This window comes from Shewanella sp. NKUCC01_JLK (genome assembly GCF_019345615.1).
Classification (GTDB): Bacteria; Pseudomonadota; Gammaproteobacteria; order Enterobacterales; family Shewanellaceae; genus Shewanella; species Shewanella oncorhynchi.
The window spans coordinates 133,813-152,967 of sequence record NZ_JAHKRD010000001.1; the positions used below are offsets into that span (position 1 = coordinate 133,813).

A 19,155-nucleotide genomic window follows, 5' to 3' on the forward strand; every position below is an offset into this window, starting at 1 on the left:
GGTATCTTTTAGGCATCATAAGCCCTGTATGAGGATTGTTTCAATGGATGTTTGTTGTCTTGGTAGTCTTATCAATTTTTTTACAATGCCCTCTAGAACGGAAGACTTTCCAGAGTGGGTATCTCGGAAAGATGTCGTAGACTTTTTAGTTAATGATGCAAGTGACGATGACATCATTCTTCATGCATCAGCCAAGACCATGCTCCTGAATACTGTTCTTGTGCCTAAAAATGAACTGTTTGAAACAGATCCTCATGAGATGACTTCTTGGGATTACAACAATACGGGATGGTCAGTTTGTAGCGGTGGCGGTCGTGAAAAACCGTGGGTCGAACCACCACTAGAAGATTGTAAACCTAATGTTCTGAGCAAAGGTGAGCCTCTCATATTTAAGCGTTCTTTTCACGGTGTAAGAGGGCGCGAGAACTACATAGAGATCTCTGAAAAGTTCTTGCAAGTGATAGATTTGCACTACATGCATGAACTGAATTCTTGGTGCAAACTTGATAAAAATGGTGATATCGACGAAATCATCAAAATTCATGAGTTGGAGCAAGAAGGGGAAGAGTACGGCACTGTAGTTTCGATTAGATTCAGCGCATTAGCAGAGTACTGCTATCTAACCGAAACAGCAGTAGTAAGGTTATTTGATGTTGATAGAATTGACTACGCAAATTTTACTAGTTGGGGCTCGTCACCAGAAGAAGTCGTGGCTGAACAAGGTGTCTTTGGTAAACGCAAAGTCATCTCTAATGCTAGCTATTTCAGAGGCGTTCAAGCATTTGCGCCGAGACATGAAGATAAGGAGGATGACACGCCAGAAGAACAGCTGTATGCCACTTTCATTGCTCAAGATTGGAAGAACAAGCGTGTTGAAGAGATATCGTGTGCGCCATCCGCTATTGATAATTACTTTACAGACTCAGATAAAGCCTTTGAATTAAGTCCGGCATTCTTCAATGCTGAAGTTATTCTCAAATACAAGTCCGACACTGATAAATACACCTTAGAGGAAAGATCAATAACATCTAGAGCTGGTTGGTATTTAAAGAGCTACGACATTAATGAAGCTGGTCAAATCCATACTTATCTAGGCGATCTACAGAAACTGCCATACTCAGAACAATTGCACTGGAAGCAATATAATGAGAAGCCTAAAGCTCCTATTTCAGAGAGATCTTTAGAAACAGACTTTAAGGGAAATTGGTTTAAAGTTTGTAACCCAGTTGAAGATCTCAAACGAAAATTGGATGAGCTTGATTCCAAAGGTACAACTTGGTGGAGAATGAAAAACCGTGTTGTGAAGCAATCACTCCACTCTGTTTATTCAAAGTCTGTCGATGAGTGGAAAGAGGAGATTTTGAGGTTGGATCAGGTATTAGTCGAAGGCCTAGTCAAGAAACAATTGAAAACTAAAGCGAAGACGCTAGGTCAAAATCCACTGGATAAAGATAGAGAATTGAAACTAGTTGAATTGTGTCTCTTGGGGTGTGGTTTTGATGCAGAACATGCACGCAGCGTCCTTACTCCTTGGCATGATGCTCATAATCTGAGAAGCTTCCTCAAAGGACATATTTCAGGACAAACCGCTGAGCAAATCAGACTAGATGCTATCAAGGACTTTGGTTCACTTAGAAACCACTTCAATGACCTCTGCGAAAGATGCCATGAATCACTCTGTGTCATCTTCAATGCTTTAGAAGAGCATCAGCAAGACAAAACAGGTACTCAAAATATTTGAAGGTAGAGCTATTCACATGAGCCTAGCAAATCTAATCCCGAACTTGAGTGGCTGAAACTCATTTAGGGGCAACAGTGAGTTACATTGGGAAGTGTTCATTTTCATATGATTCAACTAATGAAATCCATTTTTCAAGCTCGGAACCTTCAGCGGTATTAGGTATTGCATCAAACAATCCTTCAATTTTCTTTAAAGCTGCACGATACTCATCATCAGAACTCAGAGGCGTCTCTTCGCAATAAGTAATAATCTCATCCCCGACAGAAGGAGAATCAATCCTTGCCGCTAAGTCATCAGATAGTGGTGCGGTAGCGTCACATTTTGAGAGCAATATATTGATTTTAGTATTCTTCATTATCAATTCCTCTATTCGAATAGTCATAGTTACAGTAGCCACTCTGTAGTATGACTAAAAATTGGGTCTAAGCTATACTGACACGCTTTGAGGCATAAACGTGTTACTCCATCTACTGCCGGATATCAGCACTTTATCTCTGGCAGACATTTCCACTTAGTCGTGTATTGCGGTGTGAGTAGATCACGGCGCATGGCCCATTTTTGCTCGATACCTTGGGCGGCAATGAATAAGGTATCTGTGCCATAACGTTGATTGATGCAATCAAGAGTCTTCATTAACGCTGGTTTAGCTTTTGAAACATTGAATAAATCTAACTGGCCATGCTGGGTGCTAACTAAATCAATCAGACCTACACCGACTTTATAATAACGTACGCCTGCACGGAAAAGTTGAGATGCTGCTTGTGTCATGCCTTGAGTAAGTTCAATGCTGCAATCGGTGGCACAAGCAAAGTGCACTAAGGTCTTAAAGCCTGTTGGGCGTTCATCGTAGGGAGAATTGCTGGCAAACAACAACATTGTTTTACAGCTTGAACCTTGCTTGCGCGCTTTCGCTGCGGCAATCGCCACATGTTTACTTAAGGCTTGCAGTAAATCCTCATACTCGGTAATACGCTCGCCCACACTACGAGTTGAGAATATTTGCTTCTTATCTGCCCTCGCCTCGTCCCACACTTTGCACGCTTGCCCATTGAGTTCACGTACAGTGCGTTCTATTTCAATACTAAATTGCTTCCGAGCTAAACCTGCAGGGATTTTTGCTAAGTCATAGGTGGTCTTGACGTTCATCAATTCAAGTTTTTTGCTTATCCTGCGCCCAATACCCCAGACATCATTCACATTCATTGATTGTAAAATTGAAATCCTGTCTTGTTCATTATCAATAACACACACACCATGATAGCCAGGTAACTTCTTTGCCGCGTGATTGGCCGCTTTAGCCAGTGTGAGTGTTGAGCCTATGCCGACACAAACCGGTAAACGTGTTTCTTTCCAAACTGCTTTTCGAATCAACTGGCCTTGGGTTTGTAAGCACTTAATGGCGGGGTAACAATTTTTAAAGGAGAGAAAGCTTTCATCAATCGAATAGACGTGCTGCTCTGGTGCAAATCGGCCAATGATATTCATCATCTTTGCGGATAAATCAGCATAGAGTTCATAGTTACTTGAACAAACAATGACGCCTAATTTCGTACACAGGTCTTTGACCTGAAAGTATGGTGCAAACTTAGGCACACCCCGTTCTTTCGCTTGCTTGTTTGCCGCTACGATGCAGCCGTCATTGTTGCTCAACACAATCATTGGCTTACCACGCCAATCAGGCCTAAATACCTGCTCTGCAGAGCAATAAAATGAGTTAGCATCAACTAAGGCATACATAGTTGTGACACCAATATAGAGCAATGGGTGTGCAGCCTCACAGACCGAGTTACAACCCCTTCTATACGGAAGTCATCGTAATCTTTAACCTCAACGGCTTGCTGTTGTTCATTAGACGATAAAAGCAATTTTCGGGTTTTGTCGTAGATTTTACATACAAACTCACCGTTCAGAGTTGCAACGATAACGTCACCTTGTTGCGCTGTAACATGCCTATCCACAATGAGTACGTCACCATCAAAGATGCCAACCCCTTGCATTGATTCCCCTTGCGCTAAACCTATATAAGTAGCGCTCGGATGTTGCACTAATAGCTCATCGAGACTTAAACCCAGTTGTGTGTATTCGGCTGCTGGGTTTTCAAAGCCGTGAACTCCAGCACGAGCAGGAACAGGTATAAAAGGGTAAACACGCATAGCGCCACCATTACTGTATATAAACACAGTCATTATAGCGCTAGTGAAGTTGTTAGCAAACTTTAGATGATTTACTTATCAGTTATCTGATTTGAACTGATAAAGATTGCAGTGAACCCTAGTCAACCTTTTGGCCTACTACAATCAAACTGTCTGTATATGAGTACCCATAAGCAAATGGGTATGCATTTTTACCTAACAAGGATGAGTAAACCTCGGAGTGGTACTTTCCTGAAGTGATTGGCACTATTTCTTTAAGCATGTATCCAGCATTTGTTAACTCAGTTAGAGCAAGCTCCAAATCACTAGATAAACGTTCACTATCGACTTCACAGTCAGAATATTGAGTGATCTTGGCGAGTTCCGCGACGACTACTTTCTTGTTTGTCCAAGGGTCGTTTATCTGAGCACTTTTATCTAAGTCTTTATAAACAGGATGGTCCCCTTCTGGCCCCATTTTTTTGAAAAATGCTTTTACGTGTAAAACCTTATGCTCCATAGGTACGCCCTTACAATACATCTATTATCGATAAATTTGACCCAGCAAACCTAGTTAACAGCATGCACATAGTCAATAACAATCAAAATTTATTCGCTGGCATTAAGAATGAATTGCTATAGGTAATTGTTCTGGATGGTGTAGCAATGGCTCAAGCTGAATGCTATCGAATTTGTACCAGAAGTCGATATCTGATGGTGCAATCAATAGCGGCATTCGGTTGTGATATTGGCTGCATTGTGCTGTTGACGCAGTGGTGAGGGTAACCAGTTGGGCACCATCATTGGACGGGAATAAGATCCCCGCCATATACAATGGCTGTTCCTCTGCATGACTAAACAAGTATTTTTGCTTTCGCTTACCACCTTCGTCACGCCACTCATACCATCCAGAACATGGAACAACACAGCGATGGTGCGCAAACGCATTAGCGAAGGTTTTCTTTTCTCTTACGGTTTCAACTTGAGCATTGATTAGCAGAGACTTAGACCAATTAGGTTTAATTCCCCAGGTGCAATGGATTGAAGTCAGTTGATCATTGACCAGCCCTACAACAGTGACTTGTTCTGTAGGCCTTAGGTCTAAATTCGTTTGAGGATTGTATGGAATTCCAAATTGTGCAGATACCCGATCAGCCAATACATACCAAACCATCAATAGTTAAGCGTCCGCACATCAAGTAAGCTCCAAACCCAAATGATTTATTTATTAAATATCAATTCAGGCGGCTTCTTCAAGTGATTCTCAAAACAAGACACCGAACTCATACCACAAGAAATGTCTATTTCAATAGGGACATTTCCGAGTTATGAGTATTGTGCAATACTGAACTTTTCAGATAACTTTTTCTATGCCAAGAGTGCTTTCAAGTGCTGAATCGCCACTATTTCGCTAGACAACTATGAGAATAGCATCATTAAAGATGCCAATATCTTGCATCGAGTCCCCTAGAACATAAGCTATAAACACTCTACACGAGCAGAAATAGGGATAACACATAGCAATAGACTACTGTTGACATATACAGTCATTGTAATCGAAGAATACTAGCTAGTAAGAGCTATTGAACAACCTCTACATAGCACCATTGGTTCTTCTCTTTATCGAAGGCAATATTGAAGTGCATTGGAGCAGTATTGCCCTGACCAGCACTGAGCAACACAAACTCGGAGATTTCAGATAAGTCATCAATACATTGTGGCTGCATTAGGTAGTATAAAAACATGACAGCATAACCAAAAATAGTTAACGCAACTGTCGTGACGAGGACAAATACAGGTCTGAATTTCATCGCTTAGCCTTCCCTAGCCTGCTGAGATAACAACACCATTATCAATATGACGATAGCAAAGTTCTACCTGAGTGCAAGTAAGACTAGTGTAAAAAGCCACTGTTAATTTCTAGAAGGATTACCCTTTATAGTCAACAGCGGCCAGACGGAACAATCTGGGATTTCCGACGAAAATTCCAACATAGTTTTGAATATGTCCTTTGGTGATTTGATTAATCTTAAAAGAAAAAAACGCCCCGAATATCCGGAAAAGTAGCTCTAAAGCTACTTTTAGAGGCTTTGTCGAATCACTCTGTCCTAGAATGATCCATTGGCTCATTTTGGGACATAAAACCTTGTTAGATATTTTACTCTAAGCCGTTGGTTTCGGATTAATATTTCTATGGATTAACACCCGCCTAAAGGCTGCACGCATAATACTAAACTCAAACACAACAACCGCGGTTCAATGGGACAGGAAAAGCCAAGCGTTGACAGTCCCTATTGAGCCGTTTGTTAACTGCGTTTTACAGTGTGTCTATATGGAAACTCAATACGTGTGGAGCTATCAATGGCTATGTTTGATTGTATTGCAATGTATCGCTTTGGAATCATCATTTCGATAGATAATTTATTGAGCAACTCTTCATAAGTTAAAGAGTCATGCATCATCTGACCATTGATCAAGTAGCGCTCAAATCCAGTTTCTCCCCGCAGTATGTTCTCACCATCAAAATGCACACTGTTAACGACTACATTCGCAGATCCTGTTGCTAGAACAGCGCCCAATTCAACAGAGGCATCTGTTATAGGTTTTCCTGGTATGACATAAAAACTATTGTGAAATGGTAAAAGCAACTCAGATATAAAATCAAAAGCAGGTTTATAATCAGGGTATTGTTGAAGTTCAAATAGCTGATTGAACATCGCCACTTTAAACGAATCTCTGAAATCTCCTTTAGAATTAAAGAAAACCTCGAATAACATGCCCTCGATTATACAAATTTGCTTATCTAAAGATGCTCGCGAAAGATTGCTACGAAAATCTCGAATAAAACTCACAGCATTACTAGAATCTCCACATGCAGATTGATAAATATTTCGCCCCAAAACAAACAGGGAGCTATCATCTGCAGAATTAACTAACTGCACTGATATTTTAGAAATAGCAGGGTTTTGGCTATACCAGTTATGAACTCTCAACTCACTAATAATTCTGTGACATTGATTGGTCATATCAAGCGTAAAAAGTTCATCGCGTATTGCTAGGTTCGTATATTTGTCGATCCGGTTACCTAAACTTAAGTTAAAGTAAAAATCACCAGTTAAAGATGTGTGCTCCCAAGATGTTTGCTTACCGTCAGTCAGTACAGAAAGGGAGTTCCTCACTTTTTTGAAGACATCTTCAATAGTAATATCTGGCTTGCTGATATGTTTTAATAAAGCGTCAGTGTACGCACCATTATCACCTAATCCATCCGATGCTTTTTCACCTGGAGAGGTAGAATATGCTATTAGAGTACCTTTAGGTGCAAACATCGGTGCTAAATTACTAGCTAAGATTGAGCGACTCCAACTTCTTTCATATGGATTATTTCGACATGCATCCAATATTATGATGTTAGTTTTATTCGAGCACGAGTCCATAGTATCTATAAGTCTGTTTAGCGGATACGAGGTCCATTTCGCAGCCGGTTCATCATCAAATTGGGTATCAATACAAGTGATGTAGTTCTCACCATCAATCTGCATACCATGACCTGCAAAATAGAATAGTCCTACGTCATTCCCATTCAATCCGTCACGAAATGATGAAATTGCTCTGTCTAGCTCAAGGTTAGTGCAATCTGTTTTTTTTATAACTGTAAAACCCAGATCTAATAAAACTTGTGATATATCATTTGCATCATTCACTGCATTTTTTAACTTTGCACCATCATCAGGGTAATTTCCATTACCAACAACGAGTGAAACCATTCTTCTGTTCATATTTTCTCTTTACCCAGAAAAGGAAAAATCCGGCCATCCATTTTAGATCAACAACATAGTGCACTTTCGGTTTATCTAAAGCTTGTCCGAGTTAAAATGGCATAAATAAGAACCATAAACAGTCATAAGGGCTGCATCTGAGGCAATAGTGGCACATGAACCAGACTAGGCAAGTCTGATTCATTGAATCACTCTGGTGCAGAATGATTCACAAGCTCATTTTTGGACATACATTACTTACAAAGATATTTAATTGAGAAAAAGATTGTCAGGATCGCTACCTTCTATTGCTTCAGTCAGTTGAGACGTATCCAGTGCAGTCAGTTCCAGTCCAGCATCAACAGGTTCAATAGACTCAGTAAAAGTAGAAACGTCCATCAAATTCATGTCATCTGTATCGGAGTTTTCAAGTGTTCTTGTGATAATCGTTGCCTCTGTATATAAAGCTAGCTGATCGGTGTCTGATTGTTCTATTATTTTGCTTTCTAAAGTCGACATAAAAATACCTTTAACATTGAATTCTGATGTCACTACGTGTACCGAAGGTAATATGCCTCTATTTTCTGAACCATCTTTCAGAAATAAATCGTTATCCGCTGACTCATGAGTGTTTGTCTGCATTGTAACGTCCCGTAAAGACATCACATCAGTGTCAGTTGACTCAATGCTGAATGTCTTTAATGTTGATTCTGTTGGGATCAACGGTAAAATTTTGACTTGCTCACTGTATTGCATCACATAGGGTTTCATTGTTATTTCTCTTTAGTTATTGCTAATACTATTCTACTTTTAATATCGCAGTTAGACAGCTTCTGAGTTTCAATATGTTTTACATTGAATTCTACAAGTACTTTACTTAATGCTAAAGCATCGGACTCATTGCAAGCTATTAACCTATATTCTTGTCCCTGTTCGTATGCACCAACCAAGCTAGAAAGGTCTTTTGCATCGATAATACCTTGTCTATTCAATAGAATCATATTTTCTGCATGAATACTAGCATTTGATTTTTTCTTTAAGTCTTCTTTTGGTATTAAGGAGATTGCAATTAGTAATATAATGGTTAGTATAAGACTCTTCCAAAAATAATTCTGAATATTAAGAACTATAGTTGTTTGATGCCGACTGTACTCCGCTTTAGATTTTGAAGTTTGGAAAAGAATACGGATAAATTTTTTATTTGTAGCACTATTCATAATGTCACTGAAACTGGGAGATATATAGCTCTTTACTGATAGGTAATGTCGAATCAGCATTCCTAGCCCAAATAAGTACATCATCAAAATCCCACTAAACAAGCATATAAATGCAGATAGGATTGTAATAGTGTTGATATCTAAAGTGGTGATTACAGATTTCAAACTAAAAATATAAAAACTAGCTATGATAGACAACACGGTCAGATAAGTGTTCACTTTACTGTTAGATGTATCTATTGAACGTTCACTTTCACTTATTCTGTTCTGAAGAAACTCTTTGTAGATCGAGTTTTTCTCCGAGTTATTTAATTTAAGCCGAAATTTGTCAAATTTATAACCGTCGACATCCCAATTTTTAGTATCGTAATGCTTAATAACGTCCGATAATCTTAATTTTTTGTAAAAACATAATTTACCATCATAAAACGTAATAAAATACCAATTCTGATCCCCCAAAAGTAAACAAACCAATGAAAATCGCAGCTTCCCATTTTTGTTCATAGTTCCAAAATTGCTATCGACTGAAACATTGAAAATTGGCAATAAGTTAAGTAAGAAGCACAATCCATATACAAAACTATTCCTCTCACGCCAAGTACTTTGAGACATTGTCATTACCTACTTGAAATAATAGCTGTTTGGCTATGACCGGACAAATATTCGACTATCGAGAGTGATATGTCTAGTTGGAGTTCAAACTCCAACCATCCCCATTGGCCATTAGCATTCATTTCTAAAAAATAATACTGTTCATCCTTGACAATAAAATCGAAACATCCAAATTGCATGCCTACGATATTCATAAAATTACGACATTGTGCTGAGATATTTTCTGGTAGAGAGCATGTTGAATATGTGTTAATTGTATCAGGTTTACGCCAGTCTATGTAATTGTCAGAATCAATTCTAACTGTGAATTCAGTATCACCAACGTACGTTACTCTTAACTCGTAATCTTTATCTTGATAATGTTGTAAATAGACGGGTGAGTATTTTAGGGACTCCGAAGATACGCTACTATCGATCATGTTTGTTTGTACAAATTCTTTGATTTTATTATTATGAATAACTTCGCCGACTGCAACTGGCTTAACTATGGACTTTGTTGTCGCTATGAAATTAGCTAATACGGCTACATCATTAGTTATAGACATCTGAGGCAAGTTAAAGCCTACTCGCTTCGCTAACATAGCCTGAAACGCTTTGTTATTAGCTCTACGCATGATTGACGGTTTAGTTAAGACTCTACCTTCAAATATTTCAGCGATTCCCTCCACAACTGAATAGGATTCTTTGTGGACAAAATCATGATAAGGAACATCAAGTACTGAGGTTAAATCTTCTAGTTGTGGCTTTCTAAAGTAGATGGAAAGGCATGTTTTGCTAGTGATTAAGCTTCCATTACGCTCAATACTGAAGCCATCATTGGTGACAGAAACAGAGTATGATGAAAATTCATCAACATTGAAGCGGAAAAAATGACATTGAGGGAATTTTTTAATGATGTAATCTACAGTTTTATCTATGACGCTAGTGATCACTAGAATTTGATTTTTTTTGATGTCCATAATGTAAAGAATACCTACTTAGCATGCAGTTTTAAAAGCGAAAATAAACAAAGAGATCCATAATTAAAGCAAGAGCTACTTCACCCCATCCTCGACTCTACCACCATAGACTGCGATGCGTAACAGTCTGATTTTATTGAAACAAGAATAACAGTGCCGCATATTTACTACAATCTACAATTGCTATAAATGGATCCCCTCATAGGGTTATGGAACTTCGATTTAGCTCTCATTTAAACGAATAAACCATAGAATCAATCGCTAAAGGCTAACAGTACTCTAATTGATGCTTTATCAATAGATTTCTTGTGGCAAATTCCGATGTCACAAAAATAACTGGGCAATTGTACTAACGAGGAATGGGGCAGGAATGAGCCAGCGATGAACCCACCGACTCGAATCTGGACAAAAGCGTGTTAGATTCCCAACTTTAATTTTTGAGTTTCGGATTAAAATCTCTATGAAGATAACGTTTGGTTAAGGGGCAAGCTTTAGCCCGTCACAGTGAGCGCCGCGAACGGTTTGAACCATTTGTTAGGTTACGGTTTCAATATTTCCTTTACATCAAAACCAAGTGAAGATAAATACCTAGACTGATTTACTAAAGTTTTTTCAATCGCAACCTCATCTACCGAACTCCAGAAACCGCCTCTGACTTTCTTCCAGCCATGAGTAACCATTTTGTCTAGTACGATACTATTCTCGATTGTCTCTGCTATTTTCCAGTTTGTTGTTTCTGTAGGCTCAATTGAAAGTACTTCTGTGGGGGGATGCAGTTTAGTCCACGAAGCTCCTTTACCATTAAAGTGCGAATTAATTCGTTTTACAGGCTCAATAGCTTGACCAACGTAATATAAGCCGCCCTCGAGAGCTAGTACATATGTATAGATTTTACTCTTGCGAATATAGTTAATCTCTGTTGAGTTAGGTTCTAACAGTGTGATTTCTTCGCGTTCATCGACAAAGCCTACCTCTGTTAGGTAATGATTACCCTCAGGAGCCTTATTTTTACATAGGGAGCAAACATCTTTGCCACACGCAGTGCTAGATAATATAAAGTCACCCTTTTTAGTATTTAGTCCACCTGTACTCCACATTCGACAAAATGTATCTATGCCATTCCATAGATGCGCTTTCTGCTTCTTTTTTCCTTTGCTGAGCAGGAAAATACTATGAACATCAGCTTTTAATCCATTCCAGTATTCGGTTTCTATCACGCCACGATCAAGAACTTTTGAAACTTGATCAACTGCATCTGCAATATGTTTAAATTTATGCTGATGGAGCAACATTTCACACTGCCCATCTAAGGCAAGATGAAAACTATCCTCATACCTTACAACGCATATTTTTTCATCATTATTGATGCTTCGAATCATAATATTACTCTGTCGTAACCTAATGCCTGAATTAAGCCGAGCCACGAAGCGGCTTCGGCTTGAATGAATTGTGTACGCAGCATGGGCATATACTAATGAAGTGACAGTCCTCTGTAGGAAGGTCACCGTTTGATAACGTGCTGTTATTAAACGTTAACTAGTAGCAAATGGCAAGAGCCTATCCGCGAGGAGCGGTTTGAAGGAAGCAGCTAGCAAATTTGCGAGCTGGTACAAGACGACGAAACTATGTGAACTAATGGCCCCCGTAGTAAATGATGCAGTAGTGCAAAGAAAGTTCATGTTCTTATCTGGGAAGCTTTGCTTAACATGCGATCGGTTTGGTAAGGCCTGAGATTGTTAGACATTCGAACCTTCCAACCGCATAGATGTGCTATTAAAAACGACACTACCTATATCCGGTCTTTCTGTCATCAGTATTTTGGAAAATGCATTTTGAAAACACGGAACAACCCAATATTGCGAGTCCTCTGGTGGAGTAATACCACACTCAAGATAATCTAGGTAGTCACTGGACGAGTAACAGTCATTGATTCTACCTTTTCAAGAAGAGTTTTAATCGGACACTTCAATTATCAGCTTATGAGTGCTAATGTCTGAGCCTGGTGGCATAACCTTTTCCAGTATTTTTTATCGGTTATCAAGGCTTTTCCAAATCTACTGGCCGCACAATGATTAAATCATTTGGATCCAGTCCTTCTTGAACAAATAGCTCTGGAGTGTTTTCTTCGTTCAGCCCTTCCATCATCATCAAAGCTTTGGCCTGTTCAAATGCATTTTTGACTGAAAGCCCAAACCCTATTGCAGAGTAGAATTGTGATGAAAACACTCTGGCGGCTTCATCACCAATGCTGGTATTCATCCCAATGGCTGCTTCGACATGATGAGTGATTGCTTCCGCTTGGTTATAGGAATAACACGTGTTAAAGAAAACCAGACGAATGTCACTCGATGACGCCATCATGGTTTGCACAATAGCTTCCTTACTAACCAACTTTGCATTGCCATTAGCATCTTGAAATACTATCTCATCAGAGTCCGACCCATGACCGCTAAAGTGAACTATTGTAGGGTTTAGTTCATTTATTGCCTGTAGAACATCCATTGGTTGAACTGCCCATCTACTCTCAAATGAAACTGAATCTCTGTGTTTGGCCTTTCTAATCATATCTCCAATTGCACGAGCTTCTTCATCCAGCCTCAGCTGTTGGGCATCAGCAGGATTTGAAGCAAGAAATAGAACTATAATTTTCTCAGGAAGATCTTGAAGCGCCTTCATGGTAGCAATCGTGCTCAGATGTAACTCCTCATGCCTATTCAGAGTGCTAGTTATTTGATTCATTCTGGATTGATGTACTCTAGCTTGCCGCTCTGACTCCATTTGGTTTTTCTTGCTCTCTTTTTCCTCTTCCCTTGACACTTTCTTTTGTTCATCAGCAAGTTCTTTATGCTTTCGTGCAATCTTGTTGTCAAAGTCAGCTATCTTCTTTTCTACTGTTGCCTGATCTTTTTGATACCTTTCGATTTCACGCAACTTTGATTTGGCAGTGCTTGCACTATTAGTACGAGACAGCGCTTGAGAAGCTGAATTAATTTTTCCAGCAAGATTAGCGATTTTCGTTTGTTCTTTTGCTTTTCCCTGCTGCAACGTAGCTATTTCCTCTCGTTTTTTAGTCACATTCCGACGATATGAATCTAACAAGGACATACTATTCTCCATGAGGTGAAAATCAGGCTTATACGGAAATTCCATTGAGTCGCGACAATTTGAATGGTCACTTTGTAGCATTACTAAAATTTGGTCAATGTAGCAAGATTTGGGGTAAAAGTTAGTCAATTCACAGCAACGCTCGCGTATACGGAAACGCCCAAAGTTATTAGCTTTGGGCGTTTCTTCTAACAAACTTGGTTACGATCGTTTAAGATGAAAAGCATTTCAATCTTTGAGTCGTGGATACCCACGAAACCTTGAATTGAACCACTTTCATTTTTCACACATCTTAACGTGACAGCTGGAAAAGCCTGCTCAATGATAATTGGTTTAAAAAACTCAATATCTTCTTCTGTTATAAAGTCATGAGTTGCTCGGACTGAGTTTTCCCAAACATCAAGCATTTCTGCATAATTTTCAGGAAGCACATTTTCTACAATCATTGGATTTTCTCTAACGTTGACTGAAATTCATGTGCAGCCGCGAGTGCATATTTTACCGAAAAAGTATATGTCTATCCATTTAGCATCGACATTACTTTTGTTTGGGAAAAGATAAACCATCAGCACAGTGGTGAATAGTAAGGCTAACAACGACAGGGGCATAAACGTTTTAGAAATGGCAGCGTACCTATGTGATCGCTGCCATTTCAGTATGACACTTTAATACTCAGTATTAATCTTTGTCACTTAGTATGGGACTTTATTACTCTCCCACAGGTTGTTTGAGAGGAATAAAGTTCCATACTGAACAACCAAGAACCCCTGCTCGTACAGTTCTAGATTAAATATGACCAAAAATAAAGATTCATACTTATTGCCACAACTAAGTCCGAATCGAGCCTCAACCGAGTATTAAAGTATCATACTCGTTGTAGCTCACTTCTGGACAAAAGCTTGTTGGGGTTAAAGCTCTATAAATGATAAATATTGCAATTTGGTAACGCCGCCAGTCAGAGTGCTTACCACCGGCTATGCCTCTGCATATTAGGAGTAAAACCTTCGAGCAAATCAGGGTTGCTTTGTAAATGCTCTCGCGCCCAGGGTTGAATGTTGTACGCCCACCCTGTAACCATGTCCCCCATGCTGCTGGCACGATACAATATGCCTTTTGCTTCAAGGCTACCTTTAATTCCATCTTCCATTAAAAAATACAGAGTTGTTTCTTGTCCCAATACATAAGGAGTGAGATAAGCTTTTTCATCTGGAGTTAGATTTACCAGATCTTTTTTCCTTGACTCCATAGCTTTTTTAGTTCTTCTCGACTTTTGCCATTTGGCAAACAGAGCTTTGATGAAGCCGAGCAAGCCTGTAACTGCTTGGGCAAATATAATAGAGGATGAAAGAACAAAGCTGCCACCGATATATTGCTTATTAGCGTCTCTAAATTCACTTAAACCTATAGTAGTGATGAGATCACCATTACTGAAAAGGACTATACCGGAAGCTATAGCCAAACCAGTAAAAACTACAGGGCTCGTTTGTTTAATTGAGCTTAAAAGTCCACTGACAGCTTCGATCATATTATTTCCTTTAAACTGCAAACGCCGCATTTCAGTGCGCCGAAGCCATCACCTGGGATGTCTTGTTAAATGGCTTTATTCGAACCAACTTGAAGTGTCTACTTTTATGTCCTCTGCATCTAATCCAATATCGCTAGGATCAGAAACGGATACGTCTAGAGTCACAGTGAAGGGGTAATTGTTAGACATTGCAACAAAGTCCTCGCCTTTTCCATACTCTTGACTGACATAAACAGTTCCCAACACATTGATTACCACTTTATACTCACCTATAGCAACGATCTCTAGTTTTTCAGGATGAGTTTCCTCGATAATTACATTGCTAGCTAATATTGACAATTCGTCCGGAAAATTATTGACAACCTTATCGAAGATTTCATCTTGAATATAACCCTCCACGCGATTGACTACATAGTTCTCTAGCAAAGCCATTTCTTCAATTACTTCTTGAGAAAGCTGAGTGATGTACTTCATGTCGGCGTAGAATTTATTAGGACATGGTCTAAAGTGCTTTTCTGTAATATGAGTGTATTTATTGAAAAAATTAAATTTCTTAAGAAACTCTTTAATGCTGTCGTTGACCTCTTCAAGATCATAGACATCTAGATAAGCGTCAGCTAAATATCCCTGAGCGCAAAATTTAAGCTTTTGTCTTCTAGTAACTTCAAACTTTTCACTTTCTACTTCATACCAACTAGCTTTTACGACTTTGTCGTTAGGAGCACGCCTATCGATAACATGCAATACCAGTTCTCGCATAGCAAAAGCAAAGTTATGAAACCGTAGTGGGTTACCATGTGAACAGTAGTTTCTTAAACTTGCTCGAAACAGTTCTTTCTCGAACTCTGTGACTAAAACACTCTGAAATTCTTGGATGAAGTCATGTTCTAACAATTTTTTTAATTTCATATGTACCTAAACTCTACCTAGCACTTCACATTTGCATGGCGCACCTAACAAACTAATTACTTTTAATGTGCTAACACAAAGTTATTGATCTACATGAACTCTACCAGAATGATAAAGAATAAACGAGCACGTAAAATGAACATTCATATTGATGTCTTATCGACAGTGCTCTGTAACTGTCATTTATCGATTAATAAAAGTAGGCCAAGAGGACTTATTACATATCTCTGCAGCTTATCGCCTGTAACTTACATTGGGGCAGAACAGACTTTCATCAGTCTGTTCTGTTATAGACGGGGAATTTAGATCAAAAAGTCTTCGATTGAACGGCCATTTTCAATTTGTTTTTTGAAAATAGTTGGCATTCTACCTTGCCCTGTCCAAGTGACAGTTTCGCCCTCAACTACGATTGAATATTTAGCTGGACGTGGTGCTCTTGTGCTTTTTACTTTAGCAGTAACACCGCCAAGATCATCAAGTGATAAACCAGCTGACTCAATCATCTTCTGAAGTTCTGCAATTTTAGCGATACGCTCAGCATTTGCTTCAGCTTCAGCATTCGCTTCTTCTTCTCTTTCAGCAACGATCTTGCCTAACTTTTCGTATACATCTTTTAGTTCAGCAACAGATAACTCTTTAACAGAAGCTTTTAAGCGACGAGCATGAGTTAAGATCTCTAAGAATTCAGACATTGTATTTCCCTGATAAGTTTGTATCGCAACAATATAGCTGATTTTCAATTTGTAATGAATACACAAAGAGATTCAATTTAATAGAAGTTAAAGTGCAATTTTCGCGAGTTATAGCGCTTAATCGACGTATTTTGCGCATTATCGTGACAAACTGTCAAATTTAGTCACCACAGGATTACTAAAAGTAAACAAGTAAATTAAGATTGCTAATGCCCAGCGCTTTTATTCATCAAGTAGCTTTCGTATGCGCTCCTTGATTAAATCCACCAGTTGACTGGAGCCTTTCGCTTTTGCGTCGCGAAGATCTTCAGCTAAAATCATCACTTCATCAGGGGCAAAATAGCCAAAATCAACAGAGCGTTGATTCAATTTACACAACCCAATAGTGAAATGCCCTTTTTTAGTTTTATCAACGTACCAGCGGTCACTAAAAATATCGATATGATCGGTGTAATCATCGAAGTGCGGATGGACTAATAAAAACGCTCCTGACGAAGATGGGTATCTCTTTATGTTTCCACTTTTAGGTGGTTTTATAATGTCATGATTCCATTTAATTTCATTACAATCTGCACAAGCAACGCATAAGTTTTTAGGGTGAAACATGTAATCCTTATACTTATCTTTTGGTGCAATGTGCTCAACTTGGCAATTTGACGCAGATCGAACACTGACGTCTTTTTTGCAATAAGCGCATTTCGCTTTCTGCTCTGTTCTGTAGTGTTTACGGATATACACTCTTAAAGCTTCTAAGGGTTCTTTTTTTTCCTCCTTGGTCCAGTCATTGTGAGAGAAATTCTCATGTTTAATAATCTCCTTAATCAGTTTCTTCTGTTCTTGAGAAAAAATAACCCCCTTTTTAATATCAGCCATATTTACGATAAACCTCATTGAGCATTTCCACCAACTCTATAACTGGATCATTTTTATCTAGCGATGGTAGTTGGTCATTGAGCATTCTGAGTTTTTCTAATTCTTGAGTCTCAAATTTTTTTTCTGCTTTTACCTTAGAAAATATATAAATAGCTGTTTTTATGAGGTACTCGTTACTGCGACCCGGGTTGTGAAAAAGAGTGGCGAGGTGATAGTCGGAGGAACGTAAACTATGCTCAGAAGCGCTTTTAAGCTCTTGTTCCGTCATATCTAAGATTTCACAATTTTTAACAGCGATGTCTGAAACTATAAGTGGGGAGTGAGTTGCAATTACAAAGTGGCACCCTGAATATGCACTTAAGGATTTATTCAATATTTCTACAAATTTTTGCTGCCAAGAAGGATGTAAGCTGATTTCTGGCTCATCAATCAGGATCAGAGAATTGTCATCAATAGAGGAAATGATTCCAAGAAATAGCAAAAAAAGGCACTGCTCACCAGAGCTTCTTGAGGCTAGAGGTCGTACTTTGGCTGAGTCTGATAAGCCTAGATCATCAAAGTGTTGATCCTTTACTGTTTCAATGTCTGCAACACTTATTAAACCTGACATAAGTAAATCTGCAAGTTCCCGAGATGAATATATTATTTTTTTACTTGAATCTACAGAGTTTAGGAGAACACCTGAGTCACTAAAACATAGCAAAATCCTTGGCTCATCTATGATCGATTCTATTAGTAAGATTAGCTCATTCAAATCCTCTAATTCATAGTGTTCATAGGCATTTCGTAGTGCTATTTGTGTTTCAGGGGTAGTGTCATTGTCCCCATTAATAATTTTATTTAATTCATCTCGTGATAATATAGGCTCCAGAGTCACTTTCAGCACATCACCAAACCCAAAGCTTAATAAAAACTCTCTAAGAGACCTTATCTTACGACTATCATATGTATCCCTAGCAAGAAGTTGGTTTAAAGCTGTTGAGGCTATGCGTGTAGAAGGTAGGCGATTAGGAATGTAAGGCTTAGAACCAATGTAGGCATAATACCCGCCTTGGACAAAGTCATTCTTAAGTTTCCAGTTTTCGGAAAACTTCTCGAATTGGCTAGTTGATGCACAAATGAGTTTTTGAGGTATTGGGTACCCAAAAGCTCTCTCAACCATATCCCATCTATAGTCATTCTTATAAAAATCTCTACGTATTACTTGTAAGTCAGCAGATTTCGACCTTATCAGCTCACCGTATAGCATTTGATAGTAGTTGCAGATATCCAACAAAAGCTGAGTTTTACCACATCCGTTGTTTCCAATTACAAGTGTAAAAGCGTTATTCGCTGAGCTTTCGCCTTCAAATAGTGAAATACCTCCAATTTTTCTTGCCCTAAACGCCATTAACTTTTCCTAACTAAAATAACTATAGATATTTTAATATACCATAGAGAATCCTCACTATTAGTCTAGTGACTCAGTAGCATTACTAAAATTTGGTCAATAAAGCGTGATGCAGTAGGGCAAGCTTGGTGGTGCGAAACACGTTTTGGGGCACGAACGTCTCAGCTGCATTCCTCTGACACGTGCCTGGACATTTCCGTGTCAGATATTTTTCTGATTTTGCAAGCCACGAATAACTTCAA

Annotated in this window: 19 protein-coding genes; 1 reads left to right on the plus strand and 18 read right to left on the minus strand. The window is 38.8% G+C overall.

Going from position 1 to position 19,155, the window contains the following annotated elements:
* Positions 1 to 43 precede the first annotated feature (43 nt).
* Positions 44 to 1,741: a hypothetical protein gene (locus KO537_RS00690; protein ID WP_219233620.1), complete on the plus strand. Its 1,698-nt coding sequence runs from the start codon at positions 44 to 46 to the stop codon at positions 1,739 to 1,741.
* A gap of 79 nt (positions 1,742 to 1,820) precedes the next feature.
* On the opposite strand, the gene KO537_RS00695 is transcribed toward KO537_RS00690, so the two are convergent.
* The 18 genes from KO537_RS00695 to KO537_RS00780 all read right to left on the minus strand — a co-directional run bounded on the left by KO537_RS00695 (position 1,821) and on the right by KO537_RS00780 (position 18,913).
* The gene (locus KO537_RS00695) at positions 1,821 to 2,096 is read right to left on the minus strand and encodes a transcriptional regulator (RefSeq protein ID WP_219233621.1); all 276 of its coding nucleotides are present in this window, start codon (positions 2,094 to 2,096) and stop codon (positions 1,821 to 1,823) included.
* 125 nt (positions 2,097 to 2,221) lie between these two features.
* Positions 2,222 to 3,478, minus strand: a complete 1,257-nt coding sequence (locus tag KO537_RS00700; protein ID WP_219233622.1) for a Y-family DNA polymerase — start codon at positions 3,476 to 3,478, stop codon at positions 2,222 to 2,224.
* Entirely contained in the window at positions 3,466 to 3,894 is a 429-nt protein-coding gene (locus KO537_RS00705) for a S24 family peptidase (RefSeq protein WP_219233763.1), read from the minus strand. Before KO537_RS00705 ends, KO537_RS00700 begins: the two co-directional genes overlap by 13 nt.
* A gap of 118 nt (positions 3,895 to 4,012) precedes the next feature.
* Positions 4,013 to 4,393, minus strand: coding sequence for a hypothetical protein (locus KO537_RS00710; protein ID WP_219233623.1), 381 nt, complete (start codon positions 4,391 to 4,393; stop codon positions 4,013 to 4,015).
* A gap of 102 nt (positions 4,394 to 4,495) precedes the next feature.
* On the minus strand, positions 4,496 to 5,032 hold the full coding sequence (locus tag KO537_RS00715) for an SOS response-associated peptidase family protein (RefSeq protein WP_251070988.1): 537 nt from the start codon (positions 5,030 to 5,032) through the stop codon (positions 4,496 to 4,498).
* A gap of 421 nt (positions 5,033 to 5,453) precedes the next feature.
* Positions 5,454 to 5,684, minus strand: a complete 231-nt coding sequence (locus KO537_RS00720; protein ID WP_219233624.1) for a hypothetical protein — start codon at positions 5,682 to 5,684, stop codon at positions 5,454 to 5,456.
* A 495-nt stretch (positions 5,685 to 6,179) separates the two neighbouring features.
* Positions 6,180 to 7,652 (minus strand): caspase family protein, encoded by a 1,473-nt coding sequence (locus KO537_RS00725; RefSeq protein WP_219233625.1) that lies wholly within the window; start codon positions 7,650 to 7,652, stop codon positions 6,180 to 6,182.
* 249 nt (positions 7,653 to 7,901) lie between these two features.
* Positions 7,902 to 8,402, minus strand: coding sequence for a hypothetical protein (locus tag KO537_RS00730; protein ID WP_219233626.1), 501 nt, complete (start codon positions 8,400 to 8,402; stop codon positions 7,902 to 7,904).
* 2 nt (positions 8,403 to 8,404) lie between these two features.
* Complete coding sequence (locus tag KO537_RS00735) at positions 8,405 to 9,460, minus strand: hypothetical protein (protein WP_219233627.1); 1,056 nt, start codon at positions 9,458 to 9,460, stop codon at positions 8,405 to 8,407.
* A 5-nt stretch (positions 9,461 to 9,465) separates the two neighbouring features.
* Positions 9,466 to 10,419 carry a hypothetical protein gene (locus KO537_RS00740; protein ID WP_219233628.1) on the minus strand — a complete coding sequence of 318 codons (954 nt, stop codon included), beginning with the start codon at positions 10,417 to 10,419 and terminating at the stop codon, positions 9,466 to 9,468.
* Between the two features lie 539 nt (positions 10,420 to 10,958).
* Entirely contained in the window at positions 10,959 to 11,798 is an 840-nt protein-coding gene (locus KO537_RS00745) for a GIY-YIG nuclease family protein (protein WP_219233629.1), read from the minus strand.
* Between the two features lie 658 nt (positions 11,799 to 12,456).
* Positions 12,457 to 13,524 (minus strand): hypothetical protein, encoded by a 1,068-nt coding sequence (locus KO537_RS23075; RefSeq protein WP_251070989.1) that lies wholly within the window; start codon positions 13,522 to 13,524, stop codon positions 12,457 to 12,459.
* A 188-nt stretch (positions 13,525 to 13,712) separates the two neighbouring features.
* Positions 13,713 to 13,970 carry a hypothetical protein gene (locus tag KO537_RS00755; RefSeq protein ID WP_251070990.1) on the minus strand — a complete coding sequence of 86 codons (258 nt, stop codon included), beginning with the start codon at positions 13,968 to 13,970 and terminating at the stop codon, positions 13,713 to 13,715.
* A gap of 518 nt (positions 13,971 to 14,488) precedes the next feature.
* Positions 14,489 to 15,049, minus strand: a complete 561-nt coding sequence (locus tag KO537_RS00760) for a super-infection exclusion protein B (RefSeq protein WP_219233630.1) — start codon at positions 15,047 to 15,049, stop codon at positions 14,489 to 14,491.
* Between the two features lie 75 nt (positions 15,050 to 15,124).
* On the minus strand, positions 15,125 to 15,958 hold the full coding sequence (locus KO537_RS00765) for a hypothetical protein (RefSeq protein ID WP_219233631.1): 834 nt from the start codon (positions 15,956 to 15,958) through the stop codon (positions 15,125 to 15,127).
* Between the two features lie 302 nt (positions 15,959 to 16,260).
* Complete coding sequence (locus KO537_RS00770; RefSeq protein WP_006081626.1) at positions 16,261 to 16,650, minus strand: H-NS family nucleoid-associated regulatory protein; 390 nt, start codon at positions 16,648 to 16,650, stop codon at positions 16,261 to 16,263.
* A 222-nt stretch (positions 16,651 to 16,872) separates the two neighbouring features.
* Positions 16,873 to 17,523 (minus strand): HNH endonuclease domain-containing protein, encoded by a 651-nt coding sequence (locus tag KO537_RS00775; RefSeq protein WP_219233632.1) that lies wholly within the window; start codon positions 17,521 to 17,523, stop codon positions 16,873 to 16,875.
* Positions 17,516 to 18,913, minus strand: coding sequence for an ATP-binding protein (locus KO537_RS00780; RefSeq protein WP_219233633.1), 1,398 nt, complete (start codon positions 18,911 to 18,913; stop codon positions 17,516 to 17,518). Before KO537_RS00780 ends, KO537_RS00775 begins: the two co-directional genes overlap by 8 nt.
* Positions 18,914 to 19,155: the final 242 nt, after the last annotated feature.